The sequence below is a fragment of the Flavobacterium aquidurense genome (genome assembly GCF_001404985.1).
GTDB lineage: Bacteria > Bacteroidota > Bacteroidia > Flavobacteriales > Flavobacteriaceae > Flavobacterium > Flavobacterium aquidurense_B.
Genome location: NZ_JRLF01000012.1, coordinates 623,512 through 639,842, shown reverse-complemented (window position 1 = coordinate 639,842; position 16,331 = coordinate 623,512). Strand labels below are relative to the sequence as shown.

Here is a 16,331-nt window from a genome sequence, read left to right as displayed (position 1 = left end):
TATTATTTTAAAGAGGGTGTTATTTTAAATTGATACTGATAATTTTTGTCTCTCAGTAAGTATTTTTCCATTGGCCAGGCTTGCCAGCTGTCGATTCCTCCGACTCCCATTTGTTTATAATCGATTTTTAAACTTGTCAGATCTCTTTCTTTTAATTCAGCAGCATGTCTTTGGTCTTTTTGCAATCCGTCGTCCAGATCTTCATTTAAATAATGTAAAGCTGTCACGGCGAGCAATTCATCAGATGTAACTGTTAATTTCAATTTATCACCTGATAATTCTAAAAAGCGGACATCTGTTTTATTTCCGGTTTCCTGCGGACGGATATACGGATAATATTGCTCAGAAACGGTTTGCGTATAAAGTCCCACTTTTGAACTGTAATTTCTGTCGATATAATTTTCGTGTGGTCCTCTTCCGTAATACGCCATATTGCTAAAATCTTTAGGAACTATTACTTCCATACCAAATCTGGGCAAAATAGGCTGTTCTTTGGTTTTATCAATATTTAAATTCTCTTTTACAATTAATTCTCCGTTGCTGTTAAACTCATAATTAAGTTCTAAGGTCGAAGAAACCTGAGGCAGACTATACGTTGCTTTTACTATAATTTTATTGTCTTTTGTGGCAGAAAATGTCCAGTTTACAAGCGTTGGATTATCTGTGGCGTCTTTCCAGGCTTTTAAGTTGATCTGAAAATTAGCTCCAAAATCATTATCGTTTGGCGCTCTCCAAAGATTTGGACGCAATTGATAGCCATCTTTTATGATCGAAAGATTATCAAATGAATACCCATTTATAAAGCCTGTTTTTTTATCGAAAGCAATTTGAGCTTTATCACTTTTAAAAACCGTACTACCGGCTTGTTTCTCTACAGTAATTTTTGATGCGCCTTCGATTTTTATATCATTTTTCCAGGTTCCTTTATACGCTAATTGTTCTGTCGCAATTTCGAATCCTTTTGGTAAAAGCGGTTCATCTTGTTTTAATTGATAACTGATGTTTACAAAAGCTTCCTGAAATTTTTTATCGCCTAATTTAATAGGCAAAGTATACGTTTTTGACTGTGTAGGATCGATTGCCAGATAATCAATAACTCCTGTGTCCTGTGCAACTCCGTCCAGAATTAATTTCCAATGCAAAGTCACATTGCTCAAATCTTTAAACGAGAATTCATTATACACTTTAATAGTTGCTGTTTCTTTATTTTCCCAGGAAGTCAGAATATTTTGCATTACATTTTTTACTTCAAAAGCATGCGGATTAGGTTTTCTGTCTACTGTAAAAACACCGTTATTTACGAAGTTGTTATCGCTTTTTACATCTTTTGGACCAAAGTCTCCTCCATAAGCCAGAATTTTAGTTCCGTCAGGTTGTGTTTTATATACTGATTGATCGATCATATCCCAAATAAATCCGCCCTGAAAGTTAGGATATTTACGAATCACATCCCAATAATCTTTAAAATTTCCCATAGAATTTCCCATTGCGTGAGCATATTCGCACTGAATGTAAGGTCGTGACGGATTTGGGTTTGCCAGAATATATTCCTCCATTTTATTAGGAGAACTGTACATTGGGTCGATAATATCAGAATCCCATTCGAATTTTAAATCCTTTCCGTCCCAAGCTCCGGCTGTTGCTCTTTCGTACTGGATTGGTCTTGATTTATCACGGTTTTTAATCCACAAATAACCTCTGTAAAAGTTATAACCGTTTCCGGCTTCATTACCCATGCTCCAGATAATAATCGAACTATGATTTTTATCTCTTTCGATCATACGCTGCATACGCTGAATGTGTGCCAACTCCCAATCTGGTTTGTTTCCCAGTGTTTTGGTAATATCATACCCCATTCCGTGTGATTCTATGTTAGCTTCATCAACCACATAAATACCATATTTATCACATAATTCGTAAAAATATTCATCATTAGGATAATGTGACATTCTCACCGCATTGATATTAAATTCTTTCATGATTTTAATATCCTGTTCCATTCTTTCTCTTGAAATTGTTTGTCCCGTTACCGGATCTACTTCATGACGGTTTACTCCTTTTATATAAATTGCTTTTCCGTTTACTAAAAGCTGTCCGCCTTTTATTTCTACTTTTCTAAAGCCAACATTTTGATTGATTACCTCAACAATATTGCCTTTTTTATCTTTTAAAAGAAAGCTCACCTGATATAAATTCGGAATTTCAGCGCTCCATTTCTTCGGATTATTTACAGCAAAGTCAAAAGTTTGTTTTTCGCTTAAAGCAGAAATAACTTTTGAAGCAATGATTTTGTCCCCTTCTTTTAGCTGAACGTCTAAAGTATAGGGTTCCTTTTTATTTAAATCAGAGAATTCAGTCGAGATTTTTAACGTACCATTTACGTAAGAAGCATCTAAATCCGGAATGATTTCATAATCTTTTAAATGTGTTTTATTTCTGGCTACCAAATAAGAATCTCTTGTGATACCGCTCATTCTCCACATATCCTGACATTCTAAATACGAACCGTCATTCCATTTCATCACCTGCAAAACGATGGTATTTTTACCTGTTTTTACATATTTGTTTAAGTTAAATTCAGAAGGCAGTTTTCCGTCTTCGCCATATCCTACATAAACATCGTTTACCCAAACCGTAAGATTTGACTTTGCAGTACCAACATGAAGAAAAATATCTTTCCCTTCCCAGGATTTATCAATTGTAATTTGTTTTCTGTAAACACCCGTAGGATTATATTTAGTAGGCACGAACGGGGGATTAGGCGCCATTAAATAATCGAAATCATACGTAGTGTTTACATAAACAGGATATCCGTAACCATTGACATCCCAGCTTGCGGGGATTTTAAAATTATCCCAGGACTTATCATTAAAATTGCTTTTCTCAAAATCCTTTGGAAGCACGCCCGGATTATCTGCATATTTAAATTTCCATGCTCCGTTAATGTCCAGATAATTTTTAGACTGTCTCCATTCATTTTTGTTTGCTAGTGCTTCATTTTCAAAAACATAATAAGCAGCATGCATGGGTTCTCTATTATCTTCATTGATTTTTTCGTTCTGCCAGAACGGAACTTTTTCCTGTGCATTTATAGTTACTACAGAAGCAATAAATAATGATAATATGGATATTATTTTTTTCATTTTTTGTCTTTTTATTCTCTGTGTGTTTGCGAGTTGGAAATCTTAAAGTTTGTCATTTCGACCGAAGAGAGAAATCACACTATTGTGTTCAATCTTCATTCTTTTCAACAGATTAAAATCCGTTGCTACAAAATAATTCGTTCCTCCGGAACTCTACAATAGAGTCTTAAGCTCGAAACATATTCTAGGGATGGATTTTAATCCATCCATTGCAATTACAAAGCTTTTGAACGTTAATTATTTATCCCACGACATTTTAAATTTTGCATCTTCCATTCGGTGTCCTTTTTCGTCATCAGATACGGCGTAGTTAAAACCGGATCTAAGACTGTAACCTGCATGTTCGCCGTTTTTATTGAGCGCAATAAAACCAACTTGCAGATATTCCATGTCTTTGTGATTTTTATGTTTGTTGTAAATACGTTCCGTGATTTCTTTACAGGCATCAAAAGGCGATTTTCCCTGACGCATTAATTCGACTACCATTGCGCTTCCTGCAGTTCTGATAACGGCTTCACCCAAACCTGTTGCAGCAGCGGCACCTACTTCGTTGTCCAGAAAAAGACCCGCGCCGATGATTGGGGAGTCACCGACGCGACCGTGCATTTTCCAGGCGGCTCCACTTGTAGTACAGCCTCCAGAAAGATTGCCGTCTTGATCTAACATTAGCATGCTTATGGTATCGTGATTTTCTATATTAATAACCGGTTTATATTTTGAATCTTCCAGCCATTTTTTCCAGTCTTTTTCAGATTCCGGAGTCAGTAAATTTTCTTCTTTAAATCCTTCAGACAAGGCAAATTGCAAAGCACCTTGTCCAGCTAACATTACGTGTGGCGTATTTTGAAGTACTCTTTTTGCGACTGAAATGGGATGCATAATACCTTGCAGGAAACAAACTGATCCACAATTGCTGTTATGATTCATTATACAGGCATCAAGAGTCACTTTTCCTTCACGATCCGGATATCCGCCATAACCCACACTGCGAACATTAGGATCTGCTTCGGGAATTTTCATCCCGGCTTCGATAGCATCCAAAGCTGGTTTACCGGCTTTCAATTGCTTCCAGCTTTCCTGATTTGCAGGCAAACCATGATTCCATGTTGAAATAATAACAGGCTTTTTTGTTTTTTTTGAATCAAATTCTAATGTGCCTTCTTTTTCATCTTCCTGATTTTTAGCAAATCCGCTTAAACCCATAACAGCACTTACTGCTAATGTGCCTAAAGTTGCTTTTTTGATAAAATTTCTTCTGTTTGACATGGTGTTTACTTTTAAATGGAATCTGATGTTTTTTATTCTTTTTTACACATTTAAAACTATGTTTCTATGTGTTAAAACTTAATTATCTCAGTTTTGTCCTCCTTCGTTGCTCAGGATGACAAACTCTTGGGTATACTTTTATTTTAAACTTGCTTTTGTTTCTCTGATTGTTTTCAAATTACTTTCTGTCAAAGCATTTCCGTCGAAGAACGAAACACCTACTGCTCCATTTTCTTTGGCCAGTAAAATAGCTTCTTTCAGTTCTTTATCGTTTTTTAATCCCGGAATATAAATTCCTGTATTTATTTTCGTTTTTTTATCTTCAAGATCAGCAACACCTTGTTTTGTAGCATAACCAACCCAGTCAATTTCTTCGTTATAAAAACTGTGGTAAATCATTGGATAAACTTCGTCTATATTCCATTTATCCCAGCGTTGGCGAACCATATGGTCTGCCATTTCAGGATAAGGAAAAACGGCTGCCGTTAATTGTTTGTTATGTTTGTGTGCAATTTTGTAAGCATCATCAACAACAGCTTTTATAGCATTCAACCTAAAGTTTTTCCACTCCATATCGATTGAAGTATTGTGACTTGTTTTTGGGTTTTTATGGTGGATTTTCTCAAATGCTTTCACACATTCATCACAATAGCAAAAATCGAATTGAGGTAATTCTGTGTCCTGAACCAAATTGTATTTTGGCAATAAGCTTATTGGTAAAAAGATGTCCGGAAAACGAATATAATCTAAGTGTACACTTTCGACTCCTTCTACTTTTGCCAGTTCTTCAACCAAATTTAAAACGTGTTCTCTGGATTCTTTTCTGGTTGGACATAACCATTGATAATAATCTACATAAGGGCGATTATCAAAACAGGATTTTCCTTCTTTGCTTACCTGATACCATTCCGGGTGTTTTAATGCAACAGCATCATCCGGTCTGTTCATGGCCATGATCCAGGCATGAACTTTTAATCCTTCTTTTGTCGCAAGCGGTACTAATTTTTTTAAAAGTTCCGGATCTGTTTTAGTATTTATTAATACCTCATCGATTCCGCCTTCTTTATATTTTTTAAATTCTTTTGAATATTCTGCGTCGGATTTTTTAGGATCTGCCGTTGTCCAGACTCCAAATTTAAAATTGGTTTGTTCTTCTTTTTTAGCGCACGAAAAAATAGTAAGTGCGAATAAAAAAAGTAATAGTTTTGGTAGTTTCATAGTGGTTTATTTTTGTATTATTTTGCCATCTTGCCTAATAATAAAGGTTTGATTAGAAAATGGACTTTTAACGGAGATGTTATATCCCGAAGCGTGATTTTCTAGTATTGGTTTTAAAATCTTTCCGGCAACGCTGATGGTTTCTTTGGTAAGATCTGTTACTGATTTTGCCCAGACTTTATTTTTCTCATGATATTCTTTTTGAAATCTGTACAGATTATAGAGTTCCCATTTTATTTTTTCGTCCTGCGGAATGGTAAAGGTGTCTTTTGATTCTTTAGAAGAAAAATAAACATACCCCCATTTTTCCGGTTCATGCATGTTGATGACGCCCATTGGCGACCAAACCCAATTATACTCCGGCAAAAATTTTCCGTCAGCCCCTTTTTTGCGTTCATAATTTCCGTTTGTAATGTCATGCTGCCAGTTTACCCTCGAAAAATTGACTCTCCAAAACTTATCTGCAGGAACATTTTTGTCAAAATAAGATGTTTTATAAGATGCCCAGGGAATCGCCATTTCCAGTACCCAACCCTGATCGATATCGTTGGGGTTATTTAGCGTTCCGTTAATTTTTACCGCTGATTTCAGTCCTGGAATATTCCAGTCATTTAAAACAACATTATCATTTTCTCTGTAAGGTTTTGATAAAAACAGATCCCAGGCTGTATTTAAGGCATTTATTTCTAATTCATAATAGTTAAAAGTGTCGCTGTCAGGATCTATAAAAACTTCAAAATCGTTGTTGTAAAAAATAATGGTATCGCGTTGTTTTAAATTTGCCCAAACATGCGGTTCGTCAATTTTTGCTAAAATATAAAAATTGGTTTCATCCCAGAGCATTTTAACTTTTGTTGCATATTTTGGTTTTATATTATTTTCTATATCTTCAAAAAGATCAGTCCATTCTGTTTTATTCCACGAAGCATCATTTTCATCTCCGTCGATTACAATAGGACTTGTAGTTTTTGCGGCAACGTAGGTTTTAGGTATAATGGTTTTCTTCGATTGTGAATATCCCACAACCGAAAGAAAACCTAAAACTACAGTTAACCATTGAATTTTTAAATGCATGCTTTTTTTTATAAACTATTATCTTTTGTAAACTGAATCACTTCGCTTAATTTACCAAATGCCAGTGCTACCACTGTATCTGCTGCACCATAATAAACGGCTAATTTATCTTGTTCGATGTCATGCAAGGCAGCACAAGGAAAAACTACGTTTGCTACGTCTCCTACTGTTTCATAAATTTCTGCCGGTCCTAATAAGTACGGTTGTGTTCTGTATTTTACCTGATCCGGTGAATCGACGTCTAAAAGTGCTGATCCCATTGCGTAACGGAAACCATTACAAGTATTGATTACTCCGTGATAAATCATTAACCAGCCTTCATCTGTTAAAATAGGAATTGGTCCTGCTCCAACTTTGGTACATTGCCATGCACTTTGCTCAAAAGGAGATGGTTTCATCACTAAACGGTGTTCTCCCCAATATTTCATATCCGGGCTGTAACTGATCCAGATGTCTCCAAATGGTGTATGCCCATTATCACTCGGACGGCTTAACATGGCATATTTTCCGTTTATTTTTTGCGGAAACAAAACACCATTTCTGTTGAAAGGCAAAAAGGCATTTTCACATTGAAAAAACTCTTTAAAATCAAATGTATATCCAATACCAATTGTGGGTCCGTTGTAACCGTTACACCACGTAATCCAGTAACGATCTTCGATAAAAACAACACGCGGATCATATTTATAAGCTGATTCGATCATTTCTGTATTACCGGATTGCATTACAATTGGTTCATGATTAATGTCCCAATCGATTCCGTTTTTACTGAAACCGGCAAAAATATTCATTTGTACCGCTTTGTTATCACATCTGAAAACACCTGCAAATCCGTCTTCAAAAGGAACAACTGCACTATTAAAAATACTGTTTGATGAAGGAATTGCATATCTCTCGATAATAGGATTTTCAGAATATCTCCACATTACGTCATTGCTGTTTTCGGGTCTGTCTTGCCAAGGAATTACGCTCATTTTGTTTTGTTTTTATTATAGTTTGTTTTTTTGTCTCTCTGTTTTTGTCATTTCGACGAAGGAGAAATCGCACTAGCAATTCCGTAATCTAACTAGCAATTCTTTGTCGAGTTTCGTGTGTGATTTCTCGTTCCTCGAAATGACAAACTGAATGTATTAAGCTTCTAGTTATTATAATTGTCTAATTGACTAATTATCTAATTATCTAATTATCTAATTGTCTAATTAATCTTCTATTTTTCGAACTTTATCTAACCAGGTAAACTTCAATATTGTTGTAGTCACTAAAAATACAATTAATGCTGTTATCGCTTTTGGATAATCTCTGATGATAAAAAATATCGGTAATAAAATCATACTGGACTGCCACACAATCCCGATAACGCAATTGAGCATATCTTTCCAGAAGTCATTATTTTTTTCGAAAGCCTGATCTTCGATTTTCAATGTTTTATACACCGGATTCCACCATCCCCAAGGTCTTACATTGGTATAAAAAGACTTAAGAACTTCGATATCTGTTGGTTTGCTTAAGAAAGTTCCCAATAGACAACCTAAAATGGAGAATCCAAATATTATAGGAAAAAGATAAATGGCCTGAACTTGTGCCAAGTCATATAAAAGTGATCCTTCGGATAAGCTGCCTTTCGCCTGACCTAAAGCAAATTGTAAAGACGCTACAATTAATCCGGCGAACATTCCCCAGAAATAACCCCAGCCGTTAAAACGCCACCAAATCCATTTTAAGAAATTTGCTGCCACATAACCTCCGTATAAAGCGCTGGTAATCCATAAGGTTAAGGAATTAATTGAGTCTGCAAAAAATCCCATAAATACGCCCAGACCCACAACCAGGAAAGAAGAAATCTGGCTCACTTTTATATAATGCTGATTTGTTGCAACGGGTTTAAAGTATTTTTTATAAATATCATTTACAATATAAGCCGGTCCTGCGTTTACAAAAGCAGAGAATCCGGACATAAAAGCGGCTAATAAACCGGCTAATAAAATTCCTTTTATTCCTACCGGAATATATAAATTAACCACTTTTGGCATTAATAATTCTAAATCGGCTCCGGTTAAACCTGCATTGGCGTTTAACTCCGGCGCTAAGTTTACCAAGGCAATTACCACGATTCCGGTAATTAATAAATATCTTGGAATAAACAAAATCAAGTTGGTAAAACCACTCATATAAGCAGCCTCTTTTACAGATTTTGTAGAAAGAATTCTTTGTAAATCATAACTTGGTGTTGGGCCCGCAATACTGGCAAAAAAACCTTTGAACAATGTCATCCCGATAAAAGCACCAAACATTTTATATCCTTCTGAATCTATTAAATTATTAAAGGTTTGAAATTTATCACTCCATTGGGTTTCAAATTGCCAACCGAAAAAGACATTTTTCCATTCTTCGGTAATAACCGAATTAATCTGAAGATCTGTATAATTGATAAAAGCATATCCGGCAATTAGAACACCGGCAATAATCATGATTAAATATTGCACAACCTCTGTTGCCACGACAGAAAACATTCCGCCTTTTACCGTATAAATTGTAGTTAATAATATAATAATCAAAGCATAAGAACGCTCAGATGTCAGTAAAATTAAATCGCCATAATGAAGCGTTAAATCCCATGGAAGAATGATGGTTACAAATTTCCCGATTCCTTCAAAAAAGTAAGCAATAAAACCAATCGTAGAGATAATGGCAAAAATGGCTACAATAATATGAGATGCTTTTCCGGCTCTGTCACTACCAAAACGGGTCAAAATCCATTCAGAACCTGTCATTACTTTTGATCTTCTGATCCAGACTGCCAGGAACATCATTACAAAAATCTGATTCCATATTGGCCAAAGCCACATAAACATAAAACTTTTTACTCCGTATAAAAACAATACTCCAATCATCCAGGAAGTTCCTGAAACATCAAACATTCCTGATCCGTTGCTCAAACCTAGAAAATACCATTTGATTGTTTTTCCGCCCAGGAAATAATCATCTAACCCTTTTGATGCTTTTCTTGAAATCCAAATTCCTATTCCTACTGATAGTAGAATATAAGCTACGATGATTGATACGTCAATTATATCCATTAATTTTTGTTTATTTATTGGTTAGTTATTGTGTTAGTTATTTTTTTAATCCCCAGTTTTTATTTGGTTCAGCGCCCATTACAAAATGTAAAGTTCCGCCTTGTAGTATTTGTTTGTGTGTGATTACTGTTTTATCAAAAGCAACTCCGTTTAAGGTTGCTGACTGGATATAAAAGTTTTTATCCGAAACGTTTTCTGCTTCAATTACAAATGATTTTCCTCCTTCGAGATTGATTTTTGCTTTTTCGAAAATCGGACTTCCAATTTCGTATTCTCCAGAAGCCGGATTCATAGGATATAATCCCATTGAACTGAAAACATACCAAGCCGACATTTGCCCGCAATCTTCGTTTCCGCTTAATCCGTTTGGTGTTGTATTGTATTGCGTATCCAGAATATGACGTACCCAGTATTGCGTTCTCCAAGGCTGGCTGGCATGATTAAACATGTATGCAATATGATGACTTGGCTCATTCCCGTGTGCATACTGACCAATTAATCCGGAGATATCTGCTGAAACATTGTTTCCTGTAATTTCAGAACTCTCGGTAAATAACTGCTCTAAACGTTTTACGAAGATTTCATTGCTTCCGTGTAATGAAATAAAATCATCTACATTTTGAGGTACAAACCAACTGTGCTGCCATGCATTTCCTTCGGTATAATCTGTATGTTCTCTGTGGTTCGAATGTTTGGGATCAAAAGGTTCGTTCCATGATTTTCCATCATCAGATTTTCCTCTCATGAATCCTGTCTTTGGATCAAACAAATGCTGATAGGCTTTAGAACGATTTAAGAAAAATTGATAATCGTCAGTTTTGCCCAATGCTTTTGCCATTTGTGCCACACACCAATCGTCATAGGCATATTCAAGCGTAATTGTAACGGACTCATCTAATAGATTATAAGGAATATATCCGTATTTTTTATAGAAATTCAATCCGCGTTCGTCCTGCATCATAGTCGTTTTCATGGCTTGATATGCTTTCTCTGCATCAAAACCTTTAATCCCTTTTAAGTAAGCATCGACAATTACAGGAATCGAATGATATCCAGTCATGGTATTGGTTTCATTGGCGTAAAGTGTCCAGACCGGTAATATTTTTTTGGTTTCGTAATAAGCTAACATTGAGTTTACAATGTCTGATGTTTTCTCTGGTGCCAATAAAGTCAATAAAGGATTCTCTGCCCTAAAAGTATCCCATAGTGATAAGGTCGAGTAAGCGGTATAATCTTTTGCCGTAGCAATTTGATCATCCTCTTTTCTAAACTGACCGTTTTTATCACTATAGGTTACAGGGGCAACTTGGGCGTGGAACATCGCGGTATAGAAAATGGTTTTTAATGAATCAATTGGAGTTTCAACTTCAATTTTACTCAAAGCAGTATTCCAGATAGTTGCTGCCTGAGATTTTGTATTATCGAAAGTCGATTTTTCGCCGTCTAAATTATCTTTGGCATTAGCCACACTAACAGATGATAAGGCTACTTTTGCGAATAATTCATTCGTATTATTGGCTTCAAAAAATAATTGTGCTGCTGTATGCTCTCCTTCTGCTTTATTTCCTGCAATGACTTGTCTATTTGCCAATAAAACAGATTGTGAAATAGGTTTTGAAAATTTTGCGACAAAAAATACTTTCTGATTTTTTGCCCAGCCTGTACTATAGCGATATCCGCTTATAGTATAATTATCTTCAATTGTAATACTGGTTTTTAGTGCTTTATCCCAATTTATAGCAAATCCAAGATCAATGATTACGGATTGTTTATCATTTTTGGCAAATGTATATTTATGGAATGCTGTACGTTGTGAAGAAGTTAATTCTACATTGATTTTAGGATCTTCAAGAAAAACCTGGTAAGAGCCCGGTGTTGCTTTTTCGTTAACATGACTGTATTTTGATTTATAAGGTAATTGATCGCGTGAAGTTGTTTTTATTGTTAAGTCGAGTTCTTTATTGACGGGCATAAATAAAATGTCTGCCAGATCGCCAATTCCTGTTCCGCTAAGATGTAAATGGCTGAATCCTGAGACTATAGAATCTGAGTAATGGTATCCTGAGCACCAGTCCCAGTTCGAAATACCGTTATCCGGACTTACCTGCAACATCCCAAACGGAACTGTAGCTCCGGGATAAGTATGTCCGTGTCCGCCAGTGCCAATAAAAGGATCTACATGATGAACAAAAATATTTGCTTTACTATTATTTTTGTATGTCTTTATTTTACAACTTGCAATCAGAATTGCAAATAAGACCAACAGGGTAAAATTCTTCATATAAAACAACCTTAATTTAACTTTAAATTTAGATAAATTAGATTTTTATTAAAAGTAATTTAGACGGACGACATATAAACTAGGATAAACATCAAAAAAAGTCACAAAACACATCATTATTATGAATTTCAATTCCAGCAAACTATATCGCATACCATTGCATTATCACATCCTTTTTTGGCTAACTTACTTTTTATTTAATACATTTCGTTGGGGAAGCTACTTTAATGATTATCTCTATTCATTAAAAACAAACTTATTGGGATTTCCAATTCACATGACGTTATGTTATCTCAATATTTTGATATTTATGCCGTATCTCGTGTATCGAAAAAAATATCTTTTATATGTTCTTGCCGTTTTATCTTCGATATTTTTGATGGTTATTTTAAAATTCAATCTTACCTATTTATTAATCACACATAATGTTTGGCCGGAAGGACCTGAAATTATCAATAAATTAACCCTTAATTATACGATAGATATGATGATGGGAGAACTTTATGTGATCACTTTTGTAACTGCAATTAAGATTACTTTAGATTTCCTGAAGGAACAAAAAAGGGTAACGGACCTTGAAAAATCACAGTTAGAAACCGAATTGCTTTTTTTGAAATCGCAGATTTCTCCGCACTTTTTCTTTAACACACTAAATAATATTTATTCATTATCTGTAGAAAAATCAAACAAAACGCCTAAAATTGTTCTCAAACTTTCTGAGTTGATGCGTTATATGTTATATGATACAAAAAGCAAAAGACAGACTCTGGAAAATGAAATTCTTTGTATTCAGAATTATCTTGATTTAGAAAGAATTAGAAATGATGATCGATTAGAAGTTAATATGTCCATATCCGGTGATATTCATGACAAGGAAATTTCTCCTATAATTTTATTGACTTTTATCGAAAACGCATTTAAGCACGGAGTAAACAAAAATACCGGAAAAGTAATAATCAATGTTAACTTTAAGATCAAAGGTGATTACCTGCATTTTACAATTTCAAACCCGATGGCAGAAATTACGCACCACAAGGATAATTTTAACAAGTCAAGTGGTATAGGCATCGAGAACGTTAAAAAAAGATTAGAATTAGGTTATAATAAAAATGACTATAAGCTTTCTTTTAAGAATAAAAACAATATTTTTGTCGTAAAGCTTGTGATTAAAGTAACCTGACACAGCTTTTCTTCGTATATAGATTTACCTGCTGGATTATTTCGCTCAAATAACTAAGATTATAGAAATGAAAATAAATTGTTTGATTATAGATGATGAGCCGTTGGCAATTAATGTTATTAAAAATTATTTAGAACCAATTGAAAATTTCGAGGTAATAAATACTTTTAGTAACCCAATTGAGGGCTTGAATTTTTTAAAAAACAATACGGTTGATGTAATTTTTCTTGATATTAATATGCCGGTTCTCGATGGCATTAATTTTATAAAAAGCCTGGAAAATCCGCCAATCCTTATTATTACAAGTGCGTACAGTCAGTTTGCGATAGAAACTTATGAGTTGGATGTTTTGGATTATCTGGTAAAACCAATCGAGTTTCCAAGGTTAATGAAAACGCTGAACAAGATCAGCAAAAGACTCGAAACTAAAAATAATATCCCTCACGAAAACAGTCCCGAAAGCCCTTTTATTTTTGTAAAAATTGACAAAAAAAGAATGAAGAAGATTTTCTTTAATGAAATTCTGGTTATCGAAAGCTTAAAAGATTATTTAAAAATAAATACCCTGACAGGAAAATATATTATTCACAGCACATTATCTGATTTTACCGATTTACTTCCGGAACGAAATTTTTTAAGAATACACAGATCTTACACGATTGCAATTGATAAAATTGATGCCGTTGAAGGAAATAGTATCGAAATCGAAGGCCTTCGATATGTAATTGGAAGATCATATATCGATCACGTAAAACAGAGAATTTTAAATTCTTCGATTTAGAAAATTTACTTTTTAAATTTATAAAAAATCCTCTTTTAAAGTTTAAAACTTTGAAAGAGGATTTTTGTTTATCTGTATGAATCAAAATCGATCTTCGTAAAGAATTAGCGAATTTTGATACGGAGTTTGTTGCGGAGATCCCTCGTTCCTCGGGATGAGAAATTGCGGTGAAAATTTGAAAAGATTGTGGTTAAACTTCTAACATTTAACTAATAACATTTAACTTTTTCATAAAAACAAAAAAAATGCAGCCTAACCAGGGCTGCATTTTCAAAAAACTTGGTAACTAACCAAATAAACCACATGAAATAGTTTATTATATTTTTAAAATATATTTTCTAGAAGAAATATCGTTTAAAAGCTTCAATAGCGGAGTAATCTGCTAATCCTAAAGCGTGATATTTTTCTGCTGTTAATCGGTTTCTGTCCTCGACCCTTACCCAGAATTCGCGGCTGTCATCACCTTGAAACATTACGCCATCTTTTTGAGACTGGTGATAAAAAATAGCGTGGCGTTTTTTCAAAACCTGATCCGGACTCATAGGAACCGCCATTTCGATTTGGTAAGATTCCCATTCATGCCAAGCTCCTCTGTATAGCCAAACCCAGCAATCATCCATAAAACTTTTATGTTTTAATCGTTTCAGGGCTTCAAACAAACTGTCCAGACAAACTTTGTGGGTTCCGTGCGGATCTGCTAAATCTCCTGCTGCATAAATCTGATGTGGTTTTATCCTTTCGATAATATCACACATAATTTGAATATCAGCCTCTCCAAGGTTATTTTTCTTAACTGTTCCAGTTTCATAAAATGGTAAATCTAAAAAGTTAACATTCGAATCCGGTACACCTAAATATCTCGTTGCTGCAACAGATTCACTTCTTCTAATCAATCCTTTTAATCTTCTAACTTCTAATGAATCAATATCATTTGCTTTTTTATTTTTCAAAAAGTTGATAATATTCTCTGATTCTTCAGAATTCTTATTTAATGCTTTCGAAATTTCAGCAAATTTTAAAGCTTCCTCATTAGAAACTGCTATATTTCCTGATGTTTGATATGCAATATGCACATCATGACCTTGTTCTACAAGTCTGTCAAAAGTTCCTCCCATCGAGATCACATCATCATCAGGATGTGGACTAAAAATGATAATTCTTTTTCTTTCCGGCGTTGCACGTTCCGGTCTGTAAGTATCATCTGCATTTGGTTTCCCTCCAGGCCATCCTGTAATAGTCTGCTGCATTTTATTAAACATTTTTATGTTCAAATCATATGCAGTTCCTTCTTCAGTCAGGAGACTCGACATTCCGTTATCGTTGTAATCCTTATCTGTAAGTTTAAGGAAAGGTTTTTTGGTCAATTCGCTTAACCATGCAACGGCTTTAAGTTTTAATTCTTCTGTCCAGATTACCGATTTAACCAACCAAGGCGTTTTCACTCTCGTTAATTCCGATGAAGCTTCAATATCTAAAACAAATGTTGTGTTGTTATGCTGTTGTAAATACGTTGCCGGAACTCGTGAAGAAATTTCGCCTTCGATTGTTTTCTTTATAATTTCTGCCTTACTGATTCCCCATCCTAAAAGCACCACTCTTTTGGCATTTTTTACCGTACCAATTCCCATTGTAATTGCTTTTCTGGGTACATTATCAATTCCTAAAAATGATGATGCAGCATCTTGTCGCGTTAAATGATCCAGCGTAATACTTCGTGTTGCCGAGTTAACGTGAGATCCCGGTTCATTAAAACCAATATGTCCCGTTCTTCCTATTCCTAAAAGCTGAAAATCTAATCCGCCATAGGCTTTAATTTTCATCTCGTAATCGATACAATATTGTTGTAAGTCTTCATTACTGATGTTTCCATCAGGAATATTAACGTTTTGAGGTAAAATATCAACATGATTAAAAAGATGCTCATGCATAAAGTACCAATAACTCTGAATATTATTTTTTTCCATAGGATAATATTCATCTAAATTGAAGGTTACAACATTTGCAAAACTTAAACCTTCTTCTTTATGTAATCGAACCAATTCTTCATACACTTTTACTGGTGAAGATCCTGTTGCTAATCCTAAAACACATGGTTCGTTTAACTCTTCTTTTCTCTGAATTATATTGGCTATTTCCTGAGCTACTAATATTGAAGCTTCCTGAGACGAATCGAAAATCACATTATGAATCTTCTCAAAACGGGTTTCTTCAAACTTTCCAGCTTCTTTAAAATTTATACTTTCTTTAATCATTTGTGTGTTGTTGTGATTATTTGATATAAAATTAAATATTACATAATGTAAATAATCAA

10 protein-coding genes are annotated in these 16,331 nt (G+C 34.5%); 2 read left to right on the top strand and 8 right to left on the bottom strand.

Annotated elements, in window-relative coordinates:
- Positions 1 to 2: 2 nt before the first annotated feature.
- The 7 genes from RC62_RS14620 to RC62_RS14590 all read right to left on the bottom strand — a co-directional run bounded on the left by RC62_RS14620 (position 3) and on the right by RC62_RS14590 (position 12,059).
- The gene (locus RC62_RS14620) at positions 3 to 3,143 is read right to left on the bottom strand and encodes a glycoside hydrolase family 2 TIM barrel-domain containing protein (protein WP_055096422.1); all 3,141 of its coding nucleotides are present in this window, start codon (positions 3,141 to 3,143) and stop codon (positions 3 to 5) included.
- 237 nt (positions 3,144 to 3,380) lie between these two features.
- A complete protein-coding gene (locus RC62_RS14615; RefSeq protein ID WP_055096420.1) occupies positions 3,381 to 4,409 on the bottom strand; it encodes an isoaspartyl peptidase/L-asparaginase family protein in 1,029 nt (342 codons plus the stop codon).
- Positions 4,410 to 4,547: 138 nt separating this feature from the next.
- Positions 4,548 to 5,627, bottom strand: coding sequence for a putative glycoside hydrolase (locus RC62_RS14610; protein WP_055096418.1), 1,080 nt, complete (start codon positions 5,625 to 5,627; stop codon positions 4,548 to 4,550).
- Positions 5,628 to 5,633: 6 nt separating this feature from the next.
- Positions 5,634 to 6,701: a carbohydrate-binding family 9-like protein gene (locus RC62_RS14605; RefSeq protein ID WP_055096416.1), complete on the bottom strand. Its 1,068-nt coding sequence runs from the start codon at positions 6,699 to 6,701 to the stop codon at positions 5,634 to 5,636.
- Positions 6,702 to 6,709: 8 nt separating this feature from the next.
- Complete coding sequence (locus RC62_RS14600) at positions 6,710 to 7,675, bottom strand: glycoside hydrolase family 130 protein (protein ID WP_055096414.1); 966 nt, start codon at positions 7,673 to 7,675, stop codon at positions 6,710 to 6,712.
- A 225-nt stretch (positions 7,676 to 7,900) separates the two neighbouring features.
- The gene (locus RC62_RS14595) at positions 7,901 to 9,778 is read right to left on the bottom strand and encodes a sodium:solute symporter family protein (protein WP_055096411.1); all 1,878 of its coding nucleotides are present in this window, start codon (positions 9,776 to 9,778) and stop codon (positions 7,901 to 7,903) included.
- A gap of 37 nt (positions 9,779 to 9,815) precedes the next feature.
- Positions 9,816 to 12,059: a GH92 family glycosyl hydrolase gene (locus RC62_RS14590; protein WP_055096409.1), complete on the bottom strand. Its 2,244-nt coding sequence runs from the start codon at positions 12,057 to 12,059 to the stop codon at positions 9,816 to 9,818.
- Between the two features lie 121 nt (positions 12,060 to 12,180).
- On the opposite strand from RC62_RS14590, the gene RC62_RS14585 reads away from it, so the two are divergent.
- Positions 12,181 to 13,239, top strand: a complete 1,059-nt coding sequence (locus RC62_RS14585) for a sensor histidine kinase (RefSeq protein WP_055096407.1) — start codon at positions 12,181 to 12,183, stop codon at positions 13,237 to 13,239.
- Positions 13,240 to 13,306: 67 nt separating this feature from the next.
- Complete coding sequence (locus tag RC62_RS14580) at positions 13,307 to 14,020, top strand: LytR/AlgR family response regulator transcription factor (protein WP_055096404.1); 714 nt, start codon at positions 13,307 to 13,309, stop codon at positions 14,018 to 14,020.
- A gap of 338 nt (positions 14,021 to 14,358) precedes the next feature.
- Here RC62_RS14580 and nagB read toward each other — a convergent pair whose 3' ends face one another.
- A complete protein-coding gene (nagB, locus tag RC62_RS14575; protein ID WP_055096401.1) occupies positions 14,359 to 16,272 on the bottom strand; it encodes a glucosamine-6-phosphate deaminase in 1,914 nt (637 codons plus the stop codon).
- Positions 16,273 to 16,331: the final 59 nt, after the last annotated feature.

Excerpts from the sequence above, each read along its gene's own strand:
- RC62_RS14620 (WP_055096422.1), bottom strand. The coding sequence starts at position 3,143 with ATGAAAAAAATAATATCCATATTATCATTATTTATTGCTTCTGTAGTA.
- RC62_RS14615 (WP_055096420.1), bottom strand. The coding sequence starts at position 4,409 with ATGTCAAACAGAAGAAATTTTATCAAAAAAGCAACTTTAGGCACATTA.
- RC62_RS14610 (WP_055096418.1), bottom strand. The coding sequence starts at position 5,627 with ATGAAACTACCAAAACTATTACTTTTTTTATTCGCACTTACTATTTTT.
- RC62_RS14605 (WP_055096416.1), bottom strand. The coding sequence starts at position 6,701 with ATGCATTTAAAAATTCAATGGTTAACTGTAGTTTTAGGTTTTCTTTCG.
- RC62_RS14600 (WP_055096414.1), bottom strand. The coding sequence starts at position 7,675 with ATGAGCGTAATTCCTTGGCAAGACAGACCCGAAAACAGCAATGACGTA.
- RC62_RS14595 (WP_055096411.1), bottom strand. The coding sequence starts at position 9,778 with ATGGATATAATTGACGTATCAATCATCGTAGCTTATATTCTACTATCA.
- RC62_RS14590 (WP_055096409.1), bottom strand. The coding sequence starts at position 12,059 with ATGAAGAATTTTACCCTGTTGGTCTTATTTGCAATTCTGATTGCAAGT.
- RC62_RS14585 (WP_055096407.1), top strand. The coding sequence starts at position 12,181 with ATGAATTTCAATTCCAGCAAACTATATCGCATACCATTGCATTATCAC.
- RC62_RS14580 (WP_055096404.1), top strand. The coding sequence starts at position 13,307 with ATGAAAATAAATTGTTTGATTATAGATGATGAGCCGTTGGCAATTAAT.
- nagB (WP_055096401.1), bottom strand. The coding sequence starts at position 16,272 with ATGATTAAAGAAAGTATAAATTTTAAAGAAGCTGGAAAGTTTGAAGAA.